General features: G+C 44.8%; 11 protein-coding genes. 4 read left to right on the top strand and 7 right to left on the bottom strand.

Going from position 1 to position 14,093, the window contains the following annotated elements; genetic code table 11:
* Positions 1-79 precede the first annotated feature (79 nt).
* Together ITG10_RS04465 and ITG10_RS04470 are read left to right on the top strand one after the other, a co-directional pair.
* Positions 80-1,030, top strand: a complete 951-nt coding sequence (locus ITG10_RS04465; protein WP_017629643.1) for a LysR substrate-binding domain-containing protein — start codon at positions 80-82, stop codon at positions 1,028-1,030.
* Between the two features lie 45 nt (positions 1,031-1,075).
* The gene (locus ITG10_RS04470; protein WP_017106559.1) at positions 1,076-1,288 is read left to right on the top strand and encodes a VF530 family protein; all 213 of its coding nucleotides are present in this window, start codon (positions 1,076-1,078) and stop codon (positions 1,286-1,288) included.
* A gap of 221 nt (positions 1,289-1,509) precedes the next feature.
* Here ITG10_RS04470 and fusA read toward each other — a convergent pair whose 3' ends face one another.
* Positions 1,510-3,597: an elongation factor G gene (gene fusA / locus ITG10_RS04475; RefSeq protein WP_017629642.1), complete on the bottom strand. Its 2,088-nt coding sequence runs from the start codon at positions 3,595-3,597 to the stop codon at positions 1,510-1,512.
* 234 nt (positions 3,598-3,831) lie between these two features.
* On the bottom strand, positions 3,832-5,211 hold the full coding sequence (radA, locus tag ITG10_RS04480) for a DNA repair protein RadA (RefSeq protein ID WP_017629641.1): 1,380 nt from the start codon (positions 5,209-5,211) through the stop codon (positions 3,832-3,834).
* Positions 5,212-5,372: 161 nt separating this feature from the next.
* On the opposite strand from radA, the gene ITG10_RS04485 reads away from it, so the two are divergent.
* Positions 5,373-7,721 carry a PilZ domain-containing protein gene (locus ITG10_RS04485; RefSeq protein ID WP_017629640.1) on the top strand — a complete coding sequence of 783 codons (2,349 nt, stop codon included), beginning with the start codon at positions 5,373-5,375 and terminating at the stop codon, positions 7,719-7,721.
* Between the two features lie 110 nt (positions 7,722-7,831).
* Here the strand turns inward: ITG10_RS04485 and serB are convergent, their stop codons facing one another.
* Positions 7,832-8,812, bottom strand: coding sequence for a phosphoserine phosphatase (serB, locus tag ITG10_RS04490; RefSeq protein ID WP_017629639.1), 981 nt, complete (start codon positions 8,810-8,812; stop codon positions 7,832-7,834).
* Positions 8,813-8,921: 109 nt separating this feature from the next.
* Here serB and ITG10_RS04495 point away from each other — a divergent pair, with 109 nt between their 5' ends.
* Positions 8,922-9,533: a YtjB family periplasmic protein gene (locus ITG10_RS04495; RefSeq protein WP_128644330.1), complete on the top strand. Its 612-nt coding sequence runs from the start codon at positions 8,922-8,924 to the stop codon at positions 9,531-9,533.
* A 97-nt stretch (positions 9,534-9,630) separates the two neighbouring features.
* On the opposite strand, the gene deoD is transcribed toward ITG10_RS04495, so the two are convergent.
* The 4 genes from deoD to deoC all read right to left on the bottom strand — a co-directional run bounded on the left by deoD (position 9,631) and on the right by deoC (position 14,070).
* On the bottom strand, positions 9,631-10,350 hold the full coding sequence (gene deoD / locus ITG10_RS04500; RefSeq protein WP_004734474.1) for a purine-nucleoside phosphorylase: 720 nt from the start codon (positions 10,348-10,350) through the stop codon (positions 9,631-9,633).
* Positions 10,351-10,414: 64 nt separating this feature from the next.
* A complete protein-coding gene (locus ITG10_RS04505) occupies positions 10,415-11,635 on the bottom strand; it encodes a phosphopentomutase (protein WP_026084114.1) in 1,221 nt (406 codons plus the stop codon).
* Between the two features lie 76 nt (positions 11,636-11,711).
* On the bottom strand, positions 11,712-13,040 hold the full coding sequence (gene deoA / locus ITG10_RS04510) for a thymidine phosphorylase (protein ID WP_017629636.1): 1,329 nt from the start codon (positions 13,038-13,040) through the stop codon (positions 11,712-11,714).
* 253 nt (positions 13,041-13,293) lie between these two features.
* Complete coding sequence (gene deoC / locus ITG10_RS04515) at positions 13,294-14,070, bottom strand: deoxyribose-phosphate aldolase (protein WP_017629635.1); 777 nt, start codon at positions 14,068-14,070, stop codon at positions 13,294-13,296.
* Positions 14,071-14,093: the final 23 nt, after the last annotated feature.

Below are 14,093 nucleotides of genomic sequence, written 5' to 3' on the forward strand. Positions count from 1 at the left end.
CTTTCTTATGGTCAATAATCGACCAACAACGCATTAGCAACAAACGATAGATACTGGCATTCAGTTAAGGAAAACTAATGTGAGAGAACGAACCCCACCATTCCAAGGGATCTACTATTTTTATACTGCGGCTGAAACTGGCAGTTTTAAGCTCGCAGCAGAAAAGCTATTTGTCACGGCTGCAGCAATCAGCCAACAAATTCGCCAACTTGAAGAATGGTTAGGCGCAGACCTGTTTATTCGCCAGCACCGAAAAATAGTATTAACTCATGAAGGTGAAGTGCTCTATCTGCAAGCGAAGAAAGGCTTTGCTCATATTCAAGATGGAGTAAGACGAATAAACCAAGACCCTAACCCCACTCAGTTATCGATTTCTACCGTGCCCTCTTTTGCACAACATTGGTTAGTGCCTAGAATTGGCGACTTCCGCGACCGTCACCCAGATTTATCTATGTTAATAGAACCGACCAACAAACTGGTTACCTTTGAAGACTCAGCTGTAGATGTCTGTGTTCGATATGGTCATGGTAACTACCCAAATATTGAATCACGTTGGTTAATGGACGAAGTGGTTTACCCTGTCTGCCATCCTATCTACCAAGAAAGATATGGAATCTATGACATCAGCGATCTGCATAAGGCAGAGTTAATTGAAGACCGTTGGCCTGATATGGATTGGAATCTATGGTTAGACGTTGTTGGGGCGAAGGCAGGCCGTTCGTCACTGCAATTTGACGGCTCACATTTTGTTTTAGAGGGTGCATTATCCGTTCAAGGTGTAGCCTTAGTTAAGCACAGCTTGGTGTATCGCTATTTGCAGGAAAAGAAACTCGTACGCATCGGTAACATCGCACTGAAGCCTAAATACAATTACTTTTTATGCGCACCTCCAGGCTACTTCCATCGAGAAAAGATAAAACGCTTCGAAGAATGGATGCAGGCTCAAGTTAAATTGTTTGGTGATACAGGTAGAGAAGAATTGTCGATTATCCACACCGATTACGAATTTAAATGGTCTGATAATTCATAAAGCGAAACTGGTATACTGAGCTCAAATAAATGGCGAGAACATCTCATGACACAAGAAAATAACCCACTTCACGGTATCACTCTTCAAAAGCTACTGACTGAATTGGTTGAACATTACGGTTGGGAAGAGTTGAGTTACATGGTCAACATCAACTGTTTCAAAAAAGATCCGAGTATTAAATCTAGCCTAAAGTTTTTGCGTAAAACAGACTGGGCTCGTACCAAAGTAGAGCAGATCTACATCGACTTAAAGCGTTAATCTCTCCCTTCTTTATCAGTCCCGTGTTGATTAAATACGGGACAACCCCTGTGTCTACTTTTTAGGGGCCACATCAACATCAACATCATATCTCGTATCTCGTATCTCGTATCTCGTATCTCGTATCTCGTATCTCGTATCTCGTATTATGTTACAAGCAATAAAAAGCCCCGCAAGCTTTCACTTGCGGGGCTTTTTTAGCTAATTGAGAAAAGGGTTAATTACTTACCAGCTTCTTTTTCTGCTTTAACTTTTGCAATCACTTCGTCAGCAACGTTAGTTGGACATGGTGCGTATTGTGCGAATTCCATAGAGAATTGGCCACGACCAGAAGTGATAGTACGTAGGTGACCGATGTAGCCGAACATCTCAGAAAGAGGTACGTCAGCTTTAATACGAACACCAGTTACGCCAGCTTGTTGATCTTTGATCATGCCACGACGACGGTTAAGGTCACCGATAACATCACCAACGTGATCGTCTGGAGTGAACACGTCAACGTTCATGATTGGCTCAAGAAGTTGCGCGCCAGCTTTAGGCATAGATTGACGGAATGCGCCTTTCGCTGCGATTTCAAATGCGATAGCAGATGAATCGACTGCGTGGAAACCACCATCGAAAAGTTCAACTTCAACGTCTAGAGTTGGGAAGCCAGCTAGTACGCCGTTTTCCATCATAGATGCGAAGCCTTTCTCAACTGCAGGCCAGAATTCTTTAGGAACGTTACCGCCCACAACTACAGAGTTGAACTTGAAGCCAGAACCTGCTTCGCCTGGTTTGATACGGTAATCGATCTTACCGAATTGACCAGAACCACCAGATTGCTTCTTGTGCGTGTAGCTATCTTCAATTGCTTGAGTGATAGTTTCACGGTAAGCAACTTGAGGAGCACCTACAGTTAGGTCAACGCCGTATGTACGCTTAAGGATATCTACCTTGATGTCTAGGTGAAGTTCACCCATACCTTTCAGGATAGTTTCGCCAGTCTCTTCGTCAGTCTCAACTTGGAAAGATGGATCTTCTGCAACCATTTTACCGATCGCGATACCCATTTTCTCAGAACCGCCTTTATCTTTTGGAGATACAGCGATTGAGATTACTGGAGTTGGGAATACCATTGGCTCAAGCGTTACTTGGTGCTTAGGATCACATAGAGTGTGACCAGTTTGCACGTTCTTCATACCAACGATCGCAATGATGTCACCAGCTTGTGCGCTAGTTAGTTCGTTACGGTCATCAGCTTGCATCTCAACCATACGGCCAACACGTTCAGTCTTGCCAGTGAATGAGTTAAGAATCGTGTCACCTTTGTTCAGTTTACCAGAGTAAATACGAACGAAAGTTAGAGCACCGAAGCGGTCATCCATGATTTTGAATGCAAGCGCTTTGAAAGTCTCATCTGTAGAAACGATAGCGTGTTCGCCAGTTTCTTCGCCGTTCTCATCCATTAGAGGCTGAGGATCAACTTCAGTTGGTGCTGGTAGGTAATCTACTACAGCATCAAGGATAAGTTGCATACCTTTGTTCTTGAACGCAGAACCACAGAACGTTGGGAAGAATGCGATATCACGAGTACCTTTACGGATACAACGCTTGATGTCTTCGATAGAAGGCTCTTCACCTTCCATGTAAGCTTCCATTAGGTCATCGTCTTGCTCTACAGCAGTTTCGATTAGCTCTTCACGGTATTGCTCAACGTCATCAACCATGTCCGCAGGAACATCTTTGATTTCGTAGTTTTCAGGAAGACCAGTGTCATCCCAAACGTATGCTTTACGGCTTAGTAGGTCTACAACACCAACGAATTCGTCTTCACGACCGATTGGTAGAACCATAACTAGAGGAGTAGCACCTAGAACGTTTTTAACTTGGTCAACAACGTTGTAGAAATCTGCACCCATACGGTCTAGTTTGTTAACGAAGATCAGACGAGATACTTCTGATTCGTTAGCGTAGCGCCAGTTAGTTTCTGATTGAGGTTCAACACCACCAGAACCACAGAATACACCGATACCGCCATCAAGAACTTTAAGAGAACGGTATACTTCAACTGTGAAGTCAACGTGTCCAGGAGTATCGATAACGTTTAGACGGTGATCGTTCCAAAAACAGCTTACAGCTGCTGATTGGATAGTAATACCGCGCTCAGCTTCCTGTTCCATGAAGTCAGTCGTTGATTCGCCATCATGTACTTCACCAGTCTTGTGGATTTGACCAGTTAGCTTAAGGATACGCTCAGTGGTAGTTGTTTTACCCGCATCAACGTGCGCGAAAATACCAATGTTTCTGTATTTCGATAAATCTGCCATTGTCTTACTCTGTTAATAGGATATAAAATGCGCGCAGAGTATATCACAATCTGTGAAGACTGATAGCTTTGCATGCATTTGGGACTAAAAAACTTTGCCTTTTTCTAACATATAGAAAAAGGCACTCAGTAGTAACAATCTAAATGATTGTTAATTATAGTGCTAACCTAAAGCCTAATCGGCGTTAAGGTTAGGCTGAATTACTGCTGTATAGAGTAGCTGAAGTGAGTTCAATTACAACTCATCAAAAGCATTAATTGCTTCCGATAATTTTTTCACACCGTGGATCTGCATTCCTGGAATGCCACCTTTAGGCATGTTCGCTGCCGGTACGATTGCTTTCTTAAAGCCGTGTTTAAATGCTTCATTTAAACGCTCTTGTCCGCTCGGTACAGGTCGAATCTCACCCGCTAGGCCTACTTCTCCAAATACCACCACATCTTTTGGCAATGCGCGGTCTCTGAAACTAGAAAGTAGAGCCATCACCAACGCAAGATCAGCACTGGTTTCGGTTACTTTAACACCACCGACGACATTCACAAACACATCTTGGTCAGCCATTTGTAAGCCGCCGTGTTTATGCAGCACCGCTAATAACAGAGAAAGCCTGTTTTGCTCTAGGCCGACAGCGACGCGACGTGGGTTAGCCAGCTGTGAATAATCCACCAGCGCTTGGATTTCGACAAGAAGCGGGCGCGTACCTTCCCACACCACCATGACAGAACTGCCCGAGGCTTCTTCTTCACCACGAGACAAGAAGATAGCGGATGGGTTGCTGACTTCTTTTAGCCCTTGGCCTGTCATCGCAAACACACCCAGTTCATTCACTGCACCAAAACGGTTTTTGTGGCTGCGTAGCGTTCTAAAACGGCTATCGGTTCCGCCATCTAATAGAACGGAACAGTCAATAATGTGCTCAAGTACTTTTGGCCCCGCTAAGGTACCGTCTTTAGTTACGTGTCCAACTAAGAACACAGCAACGTTATTCTGTTTCGCGTAGCGCGTTAATGCGGTTGCCGATTCACGAACCTGTGCAACACTGCCCGGAGAAGATTGAACATCCGCAACGTGCATAACTTGGATCGAGTCGATAACCATGATCTTAGGTTGTTCTTTTTCGGCAACCTGACAGATCTTATCCACGTTCGTTTCTGAGAGCATCTTTAGGTGCTCTTTTGGCAATCCAAGTCGAGACGCACGCATCGCGACCTGCTGTAGGGATTCTTCTCCTGTGACATAGAGAGTCGGTAATTGAGAAGAAAGCTGACACATGGTTTGTAATAGCAGCGTTGATTTACCGGCACCTGGGTTACCACCAATCAGGATCGCAGCGCCCGGTACGACACCACCACCGAGTACTCGGTCGAGCTCTTTAAAGCCACTGCTAAAACGCGGTACTTCTTGCAGGTCGATTTCTGACAGCGTTTGAACCGAAGATTCAGTTGCACCGCCCGCATAACCACTCAACCGTTCATTACGTGCAACCTGAGGGGAAGCCGCTAACCTAACTTCTGTAATCGTGTTCCAAGCACCACATGCATTGCACTGCCCTTGCCAACGTGGAAAATCGGCACCACAGTCATTACACACATAAGCTCGCTTTGCCTTAGCCATAAAACCTCAATAATTTACTCAATTACACAATGATGTTGTCAATTTGTGACTTATTTGACCGTACGGATGAAAATAAAAGTTGCAGTCATACCACTTATACTTAAAGATCGATTTAAACTAGTCGATAACATAAACGCACCGTCCATTCTAACAAGAAAAGTATGCAGCAATCTGAAATTCTATCTGTAGCAGAACGTTTAATCCCGGCTTACCACGCCGAAGATTTCGAATTCCTTCTTTCTCAAATGACAGAAGGGGAATCGCCGTCTCTGAAGCTGCTCGTTAAAATGGAACTGAATCGTATCATGGCTCCGTGTACAAAGAGCATTGATTTACGCGGGCGTATTGATAATGAGTGTCGTCAGTTCACTCTCGATGGCCGTAAGCACTGGCTCGATGACATTGCTTTGAACGCGTATCAACGTGGTACAAAAAAGTTTAAAGGTTACACCGAGGGCGCATGGGAGTTAGTAATGACTCCGCGAACTCAGCCCCTTCGCAGTGTTGTTAATACTTCGTCTCAAGATAGCCACGACATCACAAGCGCTAACAGCCCGTTTGAAGCGGAAGCCATTAACCTAGGTTACGACTTAAAGCGCCAAGAAAACAGACTCAAGATTAGTTCACAGGTTGAGATCACCACATCGAAAGGGCAAAGCCTACACGGTGTTACGGTCGATATTTCCCCTTCAGGTGCAAAATTTAAGGTGCCAAGTGCCTTTCGCTATAACCTTGGTGAAATCATCAGCGTCAAATTCACAGAACTTGTCGAAAAGTCTCAAGAAAACGACGTTAACCAAGCCGTAGAATTTCGCGTTCTGGGTATTGATGAATCATACGAGAACAACGCAGTTAAATTTCTGAGAACTATCAAGGTAAGCGACACCAATATTGTGGCTCGCTTACTTGATGAGTCTTTAAATAGCACCAGTAAGAAAACCAGCCATGAGAACCAAGATAGGATCATTCGAACTCGCACACGAGGCATTGAACACACCTATCTAAAACACACCTGTAACCTTCCTTTATTCTTCAGTGGTAGCGAACTCAAGCTTGCATTACTTACGGATAACAACCATCCGTTGTGGCAATACTGGCACGACGAGCGTAACCAACAAGCTCTGGGTACCCTGTTCAACGAACAACGAATGAACTTATTGGCTAAGCCTGGTGTAAAAGGTACCAGTAACGTCATCTATTCGTTTACCCACGAACATCAGAATAAGACCTTGTTTTACTCGATGATGCTCCCAGAAGCCTCTCGTGAGCAAAGACAACTGTTCTGGCACATTGGTGGTAAACGTAAAAGTTGGAAGGCGTTCAAGTTCTCAGTGTTCGAACTATCCGATACCGAGCGACAAGCGTTAGCCAAACACTCAGACACGTTAGCTCAAAGCTCAGCGCAACTGACGCATTGCGGCATTTTGCAAGAAATTGGCGATCATGAAAGTGCAGCTGATTATCTATTGAGTGAAAAGCCACGCATTCCAAGCAATGAACTGAACCGTTTCCGTCACCCACGCACTGTGGTTGGGAATATTCAAAGTATCTACTTTGACTCTCAGACTCGTCGTAAAGAGCCGAGATACCAGTTTAAATCACCGTTACAACTCACCTCACAAGATGGTGCAGCAGCGAACGGGCACACCTTAGACATCTCGAAGCGTGGACTTAGCATTACCCTTGAGCACCCAATGGTACTTAAGATTAATGACCCTGTATTAGTCAACTTCAATGAGCTACAGCTCTATGATAAAAACTTGCCACTGAGCACAGTGCCTTATCATGTGATTCGCGTAAGCCCGAATGGTCGAAACGTACAATTGGTTATTGCTGAGAATGCCAAGACAATGCGAACTATCGCTTTCCTTAACGGGCTTATCGACCAAAACCAAAGCAAACTGATTAAAAAGAAAGAGATACTGCCAACCAACTCGTTGCTCGAATCGTTGCACAATATATTGCTGAGTAAGATGGTCAGTAACCCTATCTTCATTGATAAGCCAAGCTCAACGCTGCGCTGTAAGATCATTGGTGTGAACTTCCCACTGAATAAGCACCTCACTCTACTGGCTAAGCTTGGACACAACCAAAAGTTCTCACTAGAACCGATCTTTAAGGGTCACACTAGCTCATTACTGGCTGAGCCACTGAAAAGAATCGAAGGCGCAGAGCCTAAACATCATGACGTGTATATTGCTGCGGTGAAATTTGGCGACAAAATCCAATCGGTGCATACCAAGTTGGTAAAAGATTTCGCCTCGGCAAAAGAGCGCATCTTATTCATCAAGAAGGCACAGCACTTAGGTGATGTGTATGTACTGCGTGTAACAACCGCACCAATCTTTAATCCATTGACCACTTTGTTCCAATCGGACTTAGAAGAACTGGCACGAATTAGCATGCACCAAGCGAAGAAACTAGAGAATGAGATCACCGCTTTTATCGGCTATGGTGAAATTGAAGACATTACCGACGAAGTCTTGATTCGATTAGAGCTTACTCGTTAGGTCAGTATCCATTTACTGGATTTGAAAATAAAAAAAGCAGGCTCATCGCCTGCTTTTTTGTATCTGAGTTCTATTATAGTTTGCTGCTAATAAAACCTAATAAGCAAATTTTAAGGTTTTGCCTGCCAGCTGATTTTTTGCTGCTTAGCCAATACACCCGACAAGATACAAAGCACACCACCTAAACCAGCGTAACGCACAGCGGTTTGAGCTTGCTGCTCTACTTTTGGTTTCGCATGGTAAGCAATACCTAAACCTGCAGAACCCATCATCACCAAGTCATTCGCACCATCGCCTACAGCAACCGTATTGTGCAATTCCAGCTCATACTCTTCAGCGAGTTCTACTAAGATGTCGGCTTTGGTTTGCGCCGAAACCACATCACCGAGAACTTCACCCGTCAGTTTGCCTTTGACGATTTCTAATGTGTTCGACTGAGCATGGTCTAGGTCTAACGTGTCTTTCAAGTAGTCCGAGAAGTAAGTAAAGCCACCAGATGCGATAGCCGTCTTCCAGCCTAACTTATTCAACGTATTCACAAGCCCAACAAGATCAGGCATGAATGGCAGTGATTGACGCACTTGCTCAAGAATAGCTTCATCGGCACCTTTCAGTGCGCCCACTCGTTGACGTAGGCTTTGTTCAAAGTCTAACTCACCTTGCATAGCTCGCTCTGTAATTTCAGAAACTAGCTCTCCTACTCCAGCCAGCTTTGCAATTTCATCAATACATTCAATCTGAATCGCTGTGGAATCCATATCCATCACAATCAAACCTGGCTTAGATAAGTCTGGGACCTCGCTAAGGCAAGCATAATCAAGCTTCAATGCTTGTAGGATTTCTTCGTGGGCAGGCGTTAAGTTTCCAGACATCAGTGCCACTTCGTAATGTCCAACTTTCCACGTATCAAGAATGGTGTTGTAAGTGCCGGTGAAAAAATCGATGTCATCAAAAGATTGTGGAGATAGGTACTCACCAAATACAATCCAGTTGGCCTTTGCCTTAGCGAGTTGAGAAGCGAAACGAGTCTCGGGGAGTCGAGTTAATAATGTAGTATGCCTTTTAATCGGCAGATATTTCTGAGCGTCCATGTGTATGATTCCTAATTAACTATGCTAAACGTTAACCTATTGCAATTTGAAAACGCAAGTCTCAATATATCTTAATCATAACATTTGTTTATTTCAGGCTTCGTGAAACATGAATGAATCATTGTTCTCAATACGTAACGCTTTACGAATGCTAGCCCTCATTTTGTTGGCTACCATGTTCGTTGTAACGATTAAAAATACGGTCGTGATCAGTAAAGGTAACGAGAAGATCCAAGCGAAACAGCTGGAAACTCTTACCAAGCTGCTTATCTCTCAGGCATCACTTTCAGCCAGTAAAATGATAACGCAACAAGACCAAGAACGACTGCTTGACCTGACCAATCAGCTATCTCAAGACCGACTGGTATTCGATACCACCATCTACGATGCTGAAGGTATTAGACTGGCTTCGAGCGAAAAAGCACTCTCTGTACGTGAGGTTCTTGGCTTAGACACGCCACTTTCAACCGCAAGTATCGGTAGACAGCAATTAGTTGAACCTATTTATTCTGCAGAACATACGATCATCGGCTTTATTCGAGTAACCTTCGAAACAGGTAAGATGACAGCGATTTCAGATCACCACTACCGCAAGAGCGATCGTTATATGATTGGTATGGTTTTGATGGGCTTCGTCAGTGGTGTGCTGTTCATCATGTTGATTCGTAGAAGACCAACTAAGTCAGGCGAGAACTTACTGCTGAAAAACGTAAACTCATAACGATTCAGTTCAAAAGATCCAATAAAAAGCCCCGACGCTCAGGCAGCGACGGGGCTTTTTGTTATCTGTTACTTTATCAAGCTATTGTGAACTGTAATTACTCTTGGTCACCAAGAAGCACAGAGTCTAGAGCGATAACCATCATGTCGTTGAAGGTTGTTTGACGCTCATCTGATGTAGTTTGCTCACCGGTTTTGATGTGATCAGACACAGTACAGATAGTCAGAGCTTTTGCACCGTATTCCGCACACACACCATAGATGCCTGCCGCTTCCATCTCTACACCGACAATGCCGTATTTATCCATCACTTCAAACATTTCAGGATCTGGCGTGTAGAACAGTTCAGCAGAGAAAAGGTTGCCGACTTTGACATCCACACCGCGAGCTTTAGCTGCATCTTCTGCCGCGCGCACCATTTTGTAATCTGCGATAGCCGCGAAGTCGTGACCTTTAAAGCGAATACGGTTCACTTTTGAGTCGGTACATGCGCCCATGCCAATAACTACATCGCGCACTTTGATATCTTCGCTCACTGCACCACAACTACCAACACGAATGATCTTTTTCACACCAAAGTCTTTGATCAGCTCAGTCGCGTAAATAGAACAAGATGGAATGCCCATACCGTGTCCCATTACCGAAACCTTACGACCTTTGTAAGTACCAGTGTAACCAAACATGTTACGAACGTCGCACACTTGAACCACTTCTTCTAAGAAGGTTTCAGCGATGTATTTAGCACGTAGCGGGTCGCCTGGCATTAGAACTACGTCAGCGAAATCACCCATTTCAGCATTAATATGTGGAGTAGCCATTGAAAATATCCTTAATCTCAAAACAAAAAAGAAGAGAGAGGTTTCCCTCTCTCTTAGTTAACTATTATAGGAAGCTTGTACCGTGTCCCATTGGCGACGTACCAAAGTATGACGCTAAGCTTTGACCGATATCAGCGAACGTATCGCGACGGCCTAGAGAACCGGCTGGAACCTTCTGACCGTAAACAATCACAGGGATATGTTCACGAGTATGGTCTGTACCTGGCCATGTTGGATCACAACCGTGGTCTGCAGTTAGGATAAGTACATCATCTTCTTTCATCATATCGATGATTTCATTGATGCGACCATCGAAGTACTCAAGTGCCGCGGCGTAACCTGCAACATCACGGCGGTGGCCGTAAGCTGAGTCGAAATCAACGAAGTTAGTGAACACAATCGTATTGTCGCCCGCTTCATTGATCGCTTCTTTTGTTGCTTCAAATAGCGCAGGGATACCTGTTGCTTTGGTTTTCTGAGTGATACCACAACCTGCGTAGATATCAGAGATCTTACCAATTGAGTGAACGTTACCGCCCTTCTCATCAACCAACTTCTGAAGAATGGTGGCTGCAGGTGGCTCAACAGAAAGGTCACGACGGTTACCAGTGCGCTCAAATTGACCTTTACCTGGGCCAATGAACGGACGAGCGATAACACGACCAATGTTGTAGTCTTCGAGCTCTTCACGAGCAATCTGACAAAGGTCTAATAGGTTTTGTAGGCCGAATGTCTCTTCATGACAAGCAATCTGGAAAACAGAGTCTGCAGAAGTGTAGAAGATAGGCAAGCCAGTCTTCATGTGCTCTTCACCTAGGTTATCTAGGATTTCCGTGCCAGATGAGTGGCAGTTACCTAAGAAACCGGACAAACCTGCACGCTCAAGGATGCGGTCAGTCAGTTCTTTTGGAAAGCTGTTCTCTTTGTCGGTGAAATAGCCCCAGTCAAACAATACTGGTACACCAGCGATTTCCCAGTGACCTGATGGCGTATCTTTACCAGAAGACAGTTCAGCAGCGTGACCGTAAGCGCCGATGATTTCAGCGTCTGCATCCATACCAGGAGCAAAACGACCTGTAGACTCTTTGTGAGCCATAGCTAAACCTAGCTTAGACAGGTTTGGTAGCGTCAGAGGACCTTGACGATCTGCGTTGTCTGCAAGACCTTTGTCACAATGATCTGCGATGTGCCCCATAGTGTCTGAACCTACATCACCGAATTTGTCTGCATCCGCTGTTTCACCGATACCGAATGAATCTAAAACTAAAATAAATGCTCTTTTCATTTTCTTCACCAACTTATTGCTCTTTACACCAGAACTCTGTTTATCGGCATACACAAGGCATGCCGATACCTGTTATTTACACGTCTTCAGAACGAATCTGACGGTAAACGCCTGGCGTTGCTGTATATTCTCCGCCCACAGTGATTGCATTTTGTAATGCTGTTGCAGCTTCTTGCCACTGTTGTTCGTTGCGAGCATGAATCATTGCTAATGGTTTATCTTCACTTGCCACTTCGCCAAGACGAATAAAGTGATCAAAACCGACTGCGTAATCAATGCTGTCCGTTGCTACACGGCGACCACCGCCCATACCAACGACAGCCATACCAATTGCACGAGTATCCATTGCTGATACTACACCGCTTTCTAGCGCGTACACTGGCTTAACAATTTCTGCTTTTTCTAGGTAGTTATCGTAGTTCGCTACAAAATCTGCTGGACCACCAAGGCCCGCTACCATTTTACCGAAGCACTCTGCTGCTTTACCGTTATCCAGTACTGCCATCAGTTTTTCGCGCGCTTCGTCTGAATCTTTTGCAAGGTTACCCAACACCAGCATTTCAGCACACGATGCCATCGTAATTTCTAGCAAACGTGGGTTACGGTATTCACCTGTTAGGAATTGAACTGCTTCACGCACTTCTACTGCGTTACCCGCAGAAGAAGCCAGAACTTGGTTCATGTCCGTTAGGATTGCTGTTGTCTTAGTGCCTGCACCGTTTGCTACTGCAACGATCGATTTCGCTAGCTCTTCAGACGCTTCGTAAGTCGGCATGAATGCGCCTGAACCTACTTTTACATCCATCACTAGAGAGTCAAGGCCAGCGGCCAGTTTCTTAGATAGGATTGAAGCCGTGATCAGCGAGATATTATCTACGGTTGCTGTGATATCACGAGTCGCGTAAACACGCTTATCAGCAGGAGCTAGATCGCCTGTTTGACCGATGATCGCTACGCCAGCATCTTTAGTTACTTCACCGAACACATCGTTGGTTGGTGTAATGTTGTAACCAGGGATAGATTCAAGCTTGTCTAGCGTACCGCCAGTGTGGCCTAAACCACGACCAGAGATCATTGGAACGAAACCGCCACATGCTGCCACCATAGGGCCAAGCATCAGAGAAGTTACGTCACCAACACCACCAGTAGAGTGTTTATCAACGATTGGGCCATCAAAGTTCATGTGGCTCCAGTCAATCACCATGCCTGAGTCACGCATTGCACACGTTAGTGCGATACGCTCTGGCATGGTCATTTCGTTAAAGAAGATAGCCATTGCGAATGCTGCAATTTGGCCTTCAGAAACCGTGTTTTTAGCTACGCCTTGAATGAAGAAGTTAATTTCGTCCGCTGTTAGGACTTCACCATCACGTTTTCTGCGAATAATTTCTTGAGGTAGATACATTAGTGCCTCCCAAACTCTAGTGAGTATGGTTTGTAGGGGAAAGAGGTAATATGGAGTGACTTAACGCCACTCCATCAAACAGACTTATTATGTTCAATACTCTAAATATTTGGCGTTGCAGTTAGGCGACTATTCTCTTGAAAAAAATCGAAGTTCATTCCTATGAGCATAGAGGCTCTATGCGATTAGGACGGCCGGCGAACCGGTGAACTACGCAGTCAACAACGCTGCGGCGTCAAATATGACGAGTAATTTAGTATGCTGCAGGATCAGCAGTCTGGTCTGTCACTTCTAATGTATTAAGAAGGTTAGTTAGTAGGCTTGAAGCACCAAAACGGTAGTGCATATTGTCTGCCCACTCAGTGCCTAGTAGTTCATCAGCCATTGCTAGGTATAGTGCTGCATCTTCAGCAGTACGTACGCCACCAGCAGGTTTGAAACCAACTGTTTTAGCAACGCCCATGTCACGAATAACTTCAAGCATCATGCGCGCGTACTCTGGAGTCGCGTTTACTGGCACTTTACCTGTTGAAGTTTTGATGAAGTCTGCACCAGCTTCGATACAGATTTGAGAAGCTTTCTTGATCAGTGCTTCTTCTTTCAGTTCACCTGTTTCGATGATCACTTTAAGCGTGATGTCACCACAAGCCGCTTTACATTGCTTAACTAGCTCAAAGCCAACTTCTTCGTTGCCAGCAATAAGGGCACGGTATGGGAATACTACGTCAACTTCATCTGCGCCGTACGCTACTGCTGCTTTTGTTTCTGTAACAGCAATTTCGATGTCGTCATTACCATGAGGGAAGTTAGTTACAGTCGCAATGCGTACTTCTGGAGTACCTTGCTCACGCAACGCTTTCTTAGCTGCTGGGATAAAGCGAGGGTAAATACAGATTGCAGCTGTGTTGCCTACTGCAGTCTTCGCGTCATGACAAAGCGCCACTACTTTCTCAGTAGTATCGTCGTCATTTAGCGTAGTTAGGTCCATAAGTTTAAGTGCACGTAGAGCTGCTGCTTTTAAATCGCTCATTTCTATCTCCGATCAATATATTC

This window comes from Vibrio sp. ED004, from assembly GCF_023206395.1.
Classification (GTDB): domain Bacteria; phylum Pseudomonadota; class Gammaproteobacteria; order Enterobacterales; family Vibrionaceae; genus Vibrio.

Excerpts from the sequence above, each read along its gene's own strand:
- ITG10_RS04470 (WP_017106559.1), top strand. The coding sequence starts at position 1,076 with ATGACACAAGAAAATAACCCACTTCACGGTATCACTCTTCAAAAGCTA.
- fusA (WP_017629642.1), bottom strand. The coding sequence starts at position 3,597 with ATGGCAGATTTATCGAAATACAGAAACATTGGTATTTTCGCGCACGTT.
- radA (WP_017629641.1), bottom strand. The coding sequence starts at position 5,211 with ATGGCTAAGGCAAAGCGAGCTTATGTGTGTAATGACTGTGGTGCCGAT.
- ITG10_RS04485 (WP_017629640.1), top strand. The coding sequence starts at position 5,373 with ATGCAGCAATCTGAAATTCTATCTGTAGCAGAACGTTTAATCCCGGCT.
- serB (WP_017629639.1), bottom strand. The coding sequence starts at position 8,812 with ATGGACGCTCAGAAATATCTGCCGATTAAAAGGCATACTACATTATTA.
- ITG10_RS04495 (WP_128644330.1), top strand. The coding sequence starts at position 8,922 with ATGAATGAATCATTGTTCTCAATACGTAACGCTTTACGAATGCTAGCC.
- deoD (WP_004734474.1), bottom strand. The coding sequence starts at position 10,350 with ATGGCTACTCCACATATTAATGCTGAAATGGGTGATTTCGCTGACGTA.
- ITG10_RS04505 (WP_026084114.1), bottom strand. The coding sequence starts at position 11,635 with ATGAAAAGAGCATTTATTTTAGTTTTAGATTCATTCGGTATCGGTGAA.
- deoA (WP_017629636.1), bottom strand. The coding sequence starts at position 13,040 with ATGTATCTACCTCAAGAAATTATTCGCAGAAAACGTGATGGTGAAGTC.
- deoC (WP_017629635.1), bottom strand. The coding sequence starts at position 14,070 with ATGAGCGATTTAAAAGCAGCAGCTCTACGTGCACTTAAACTTATGGAC.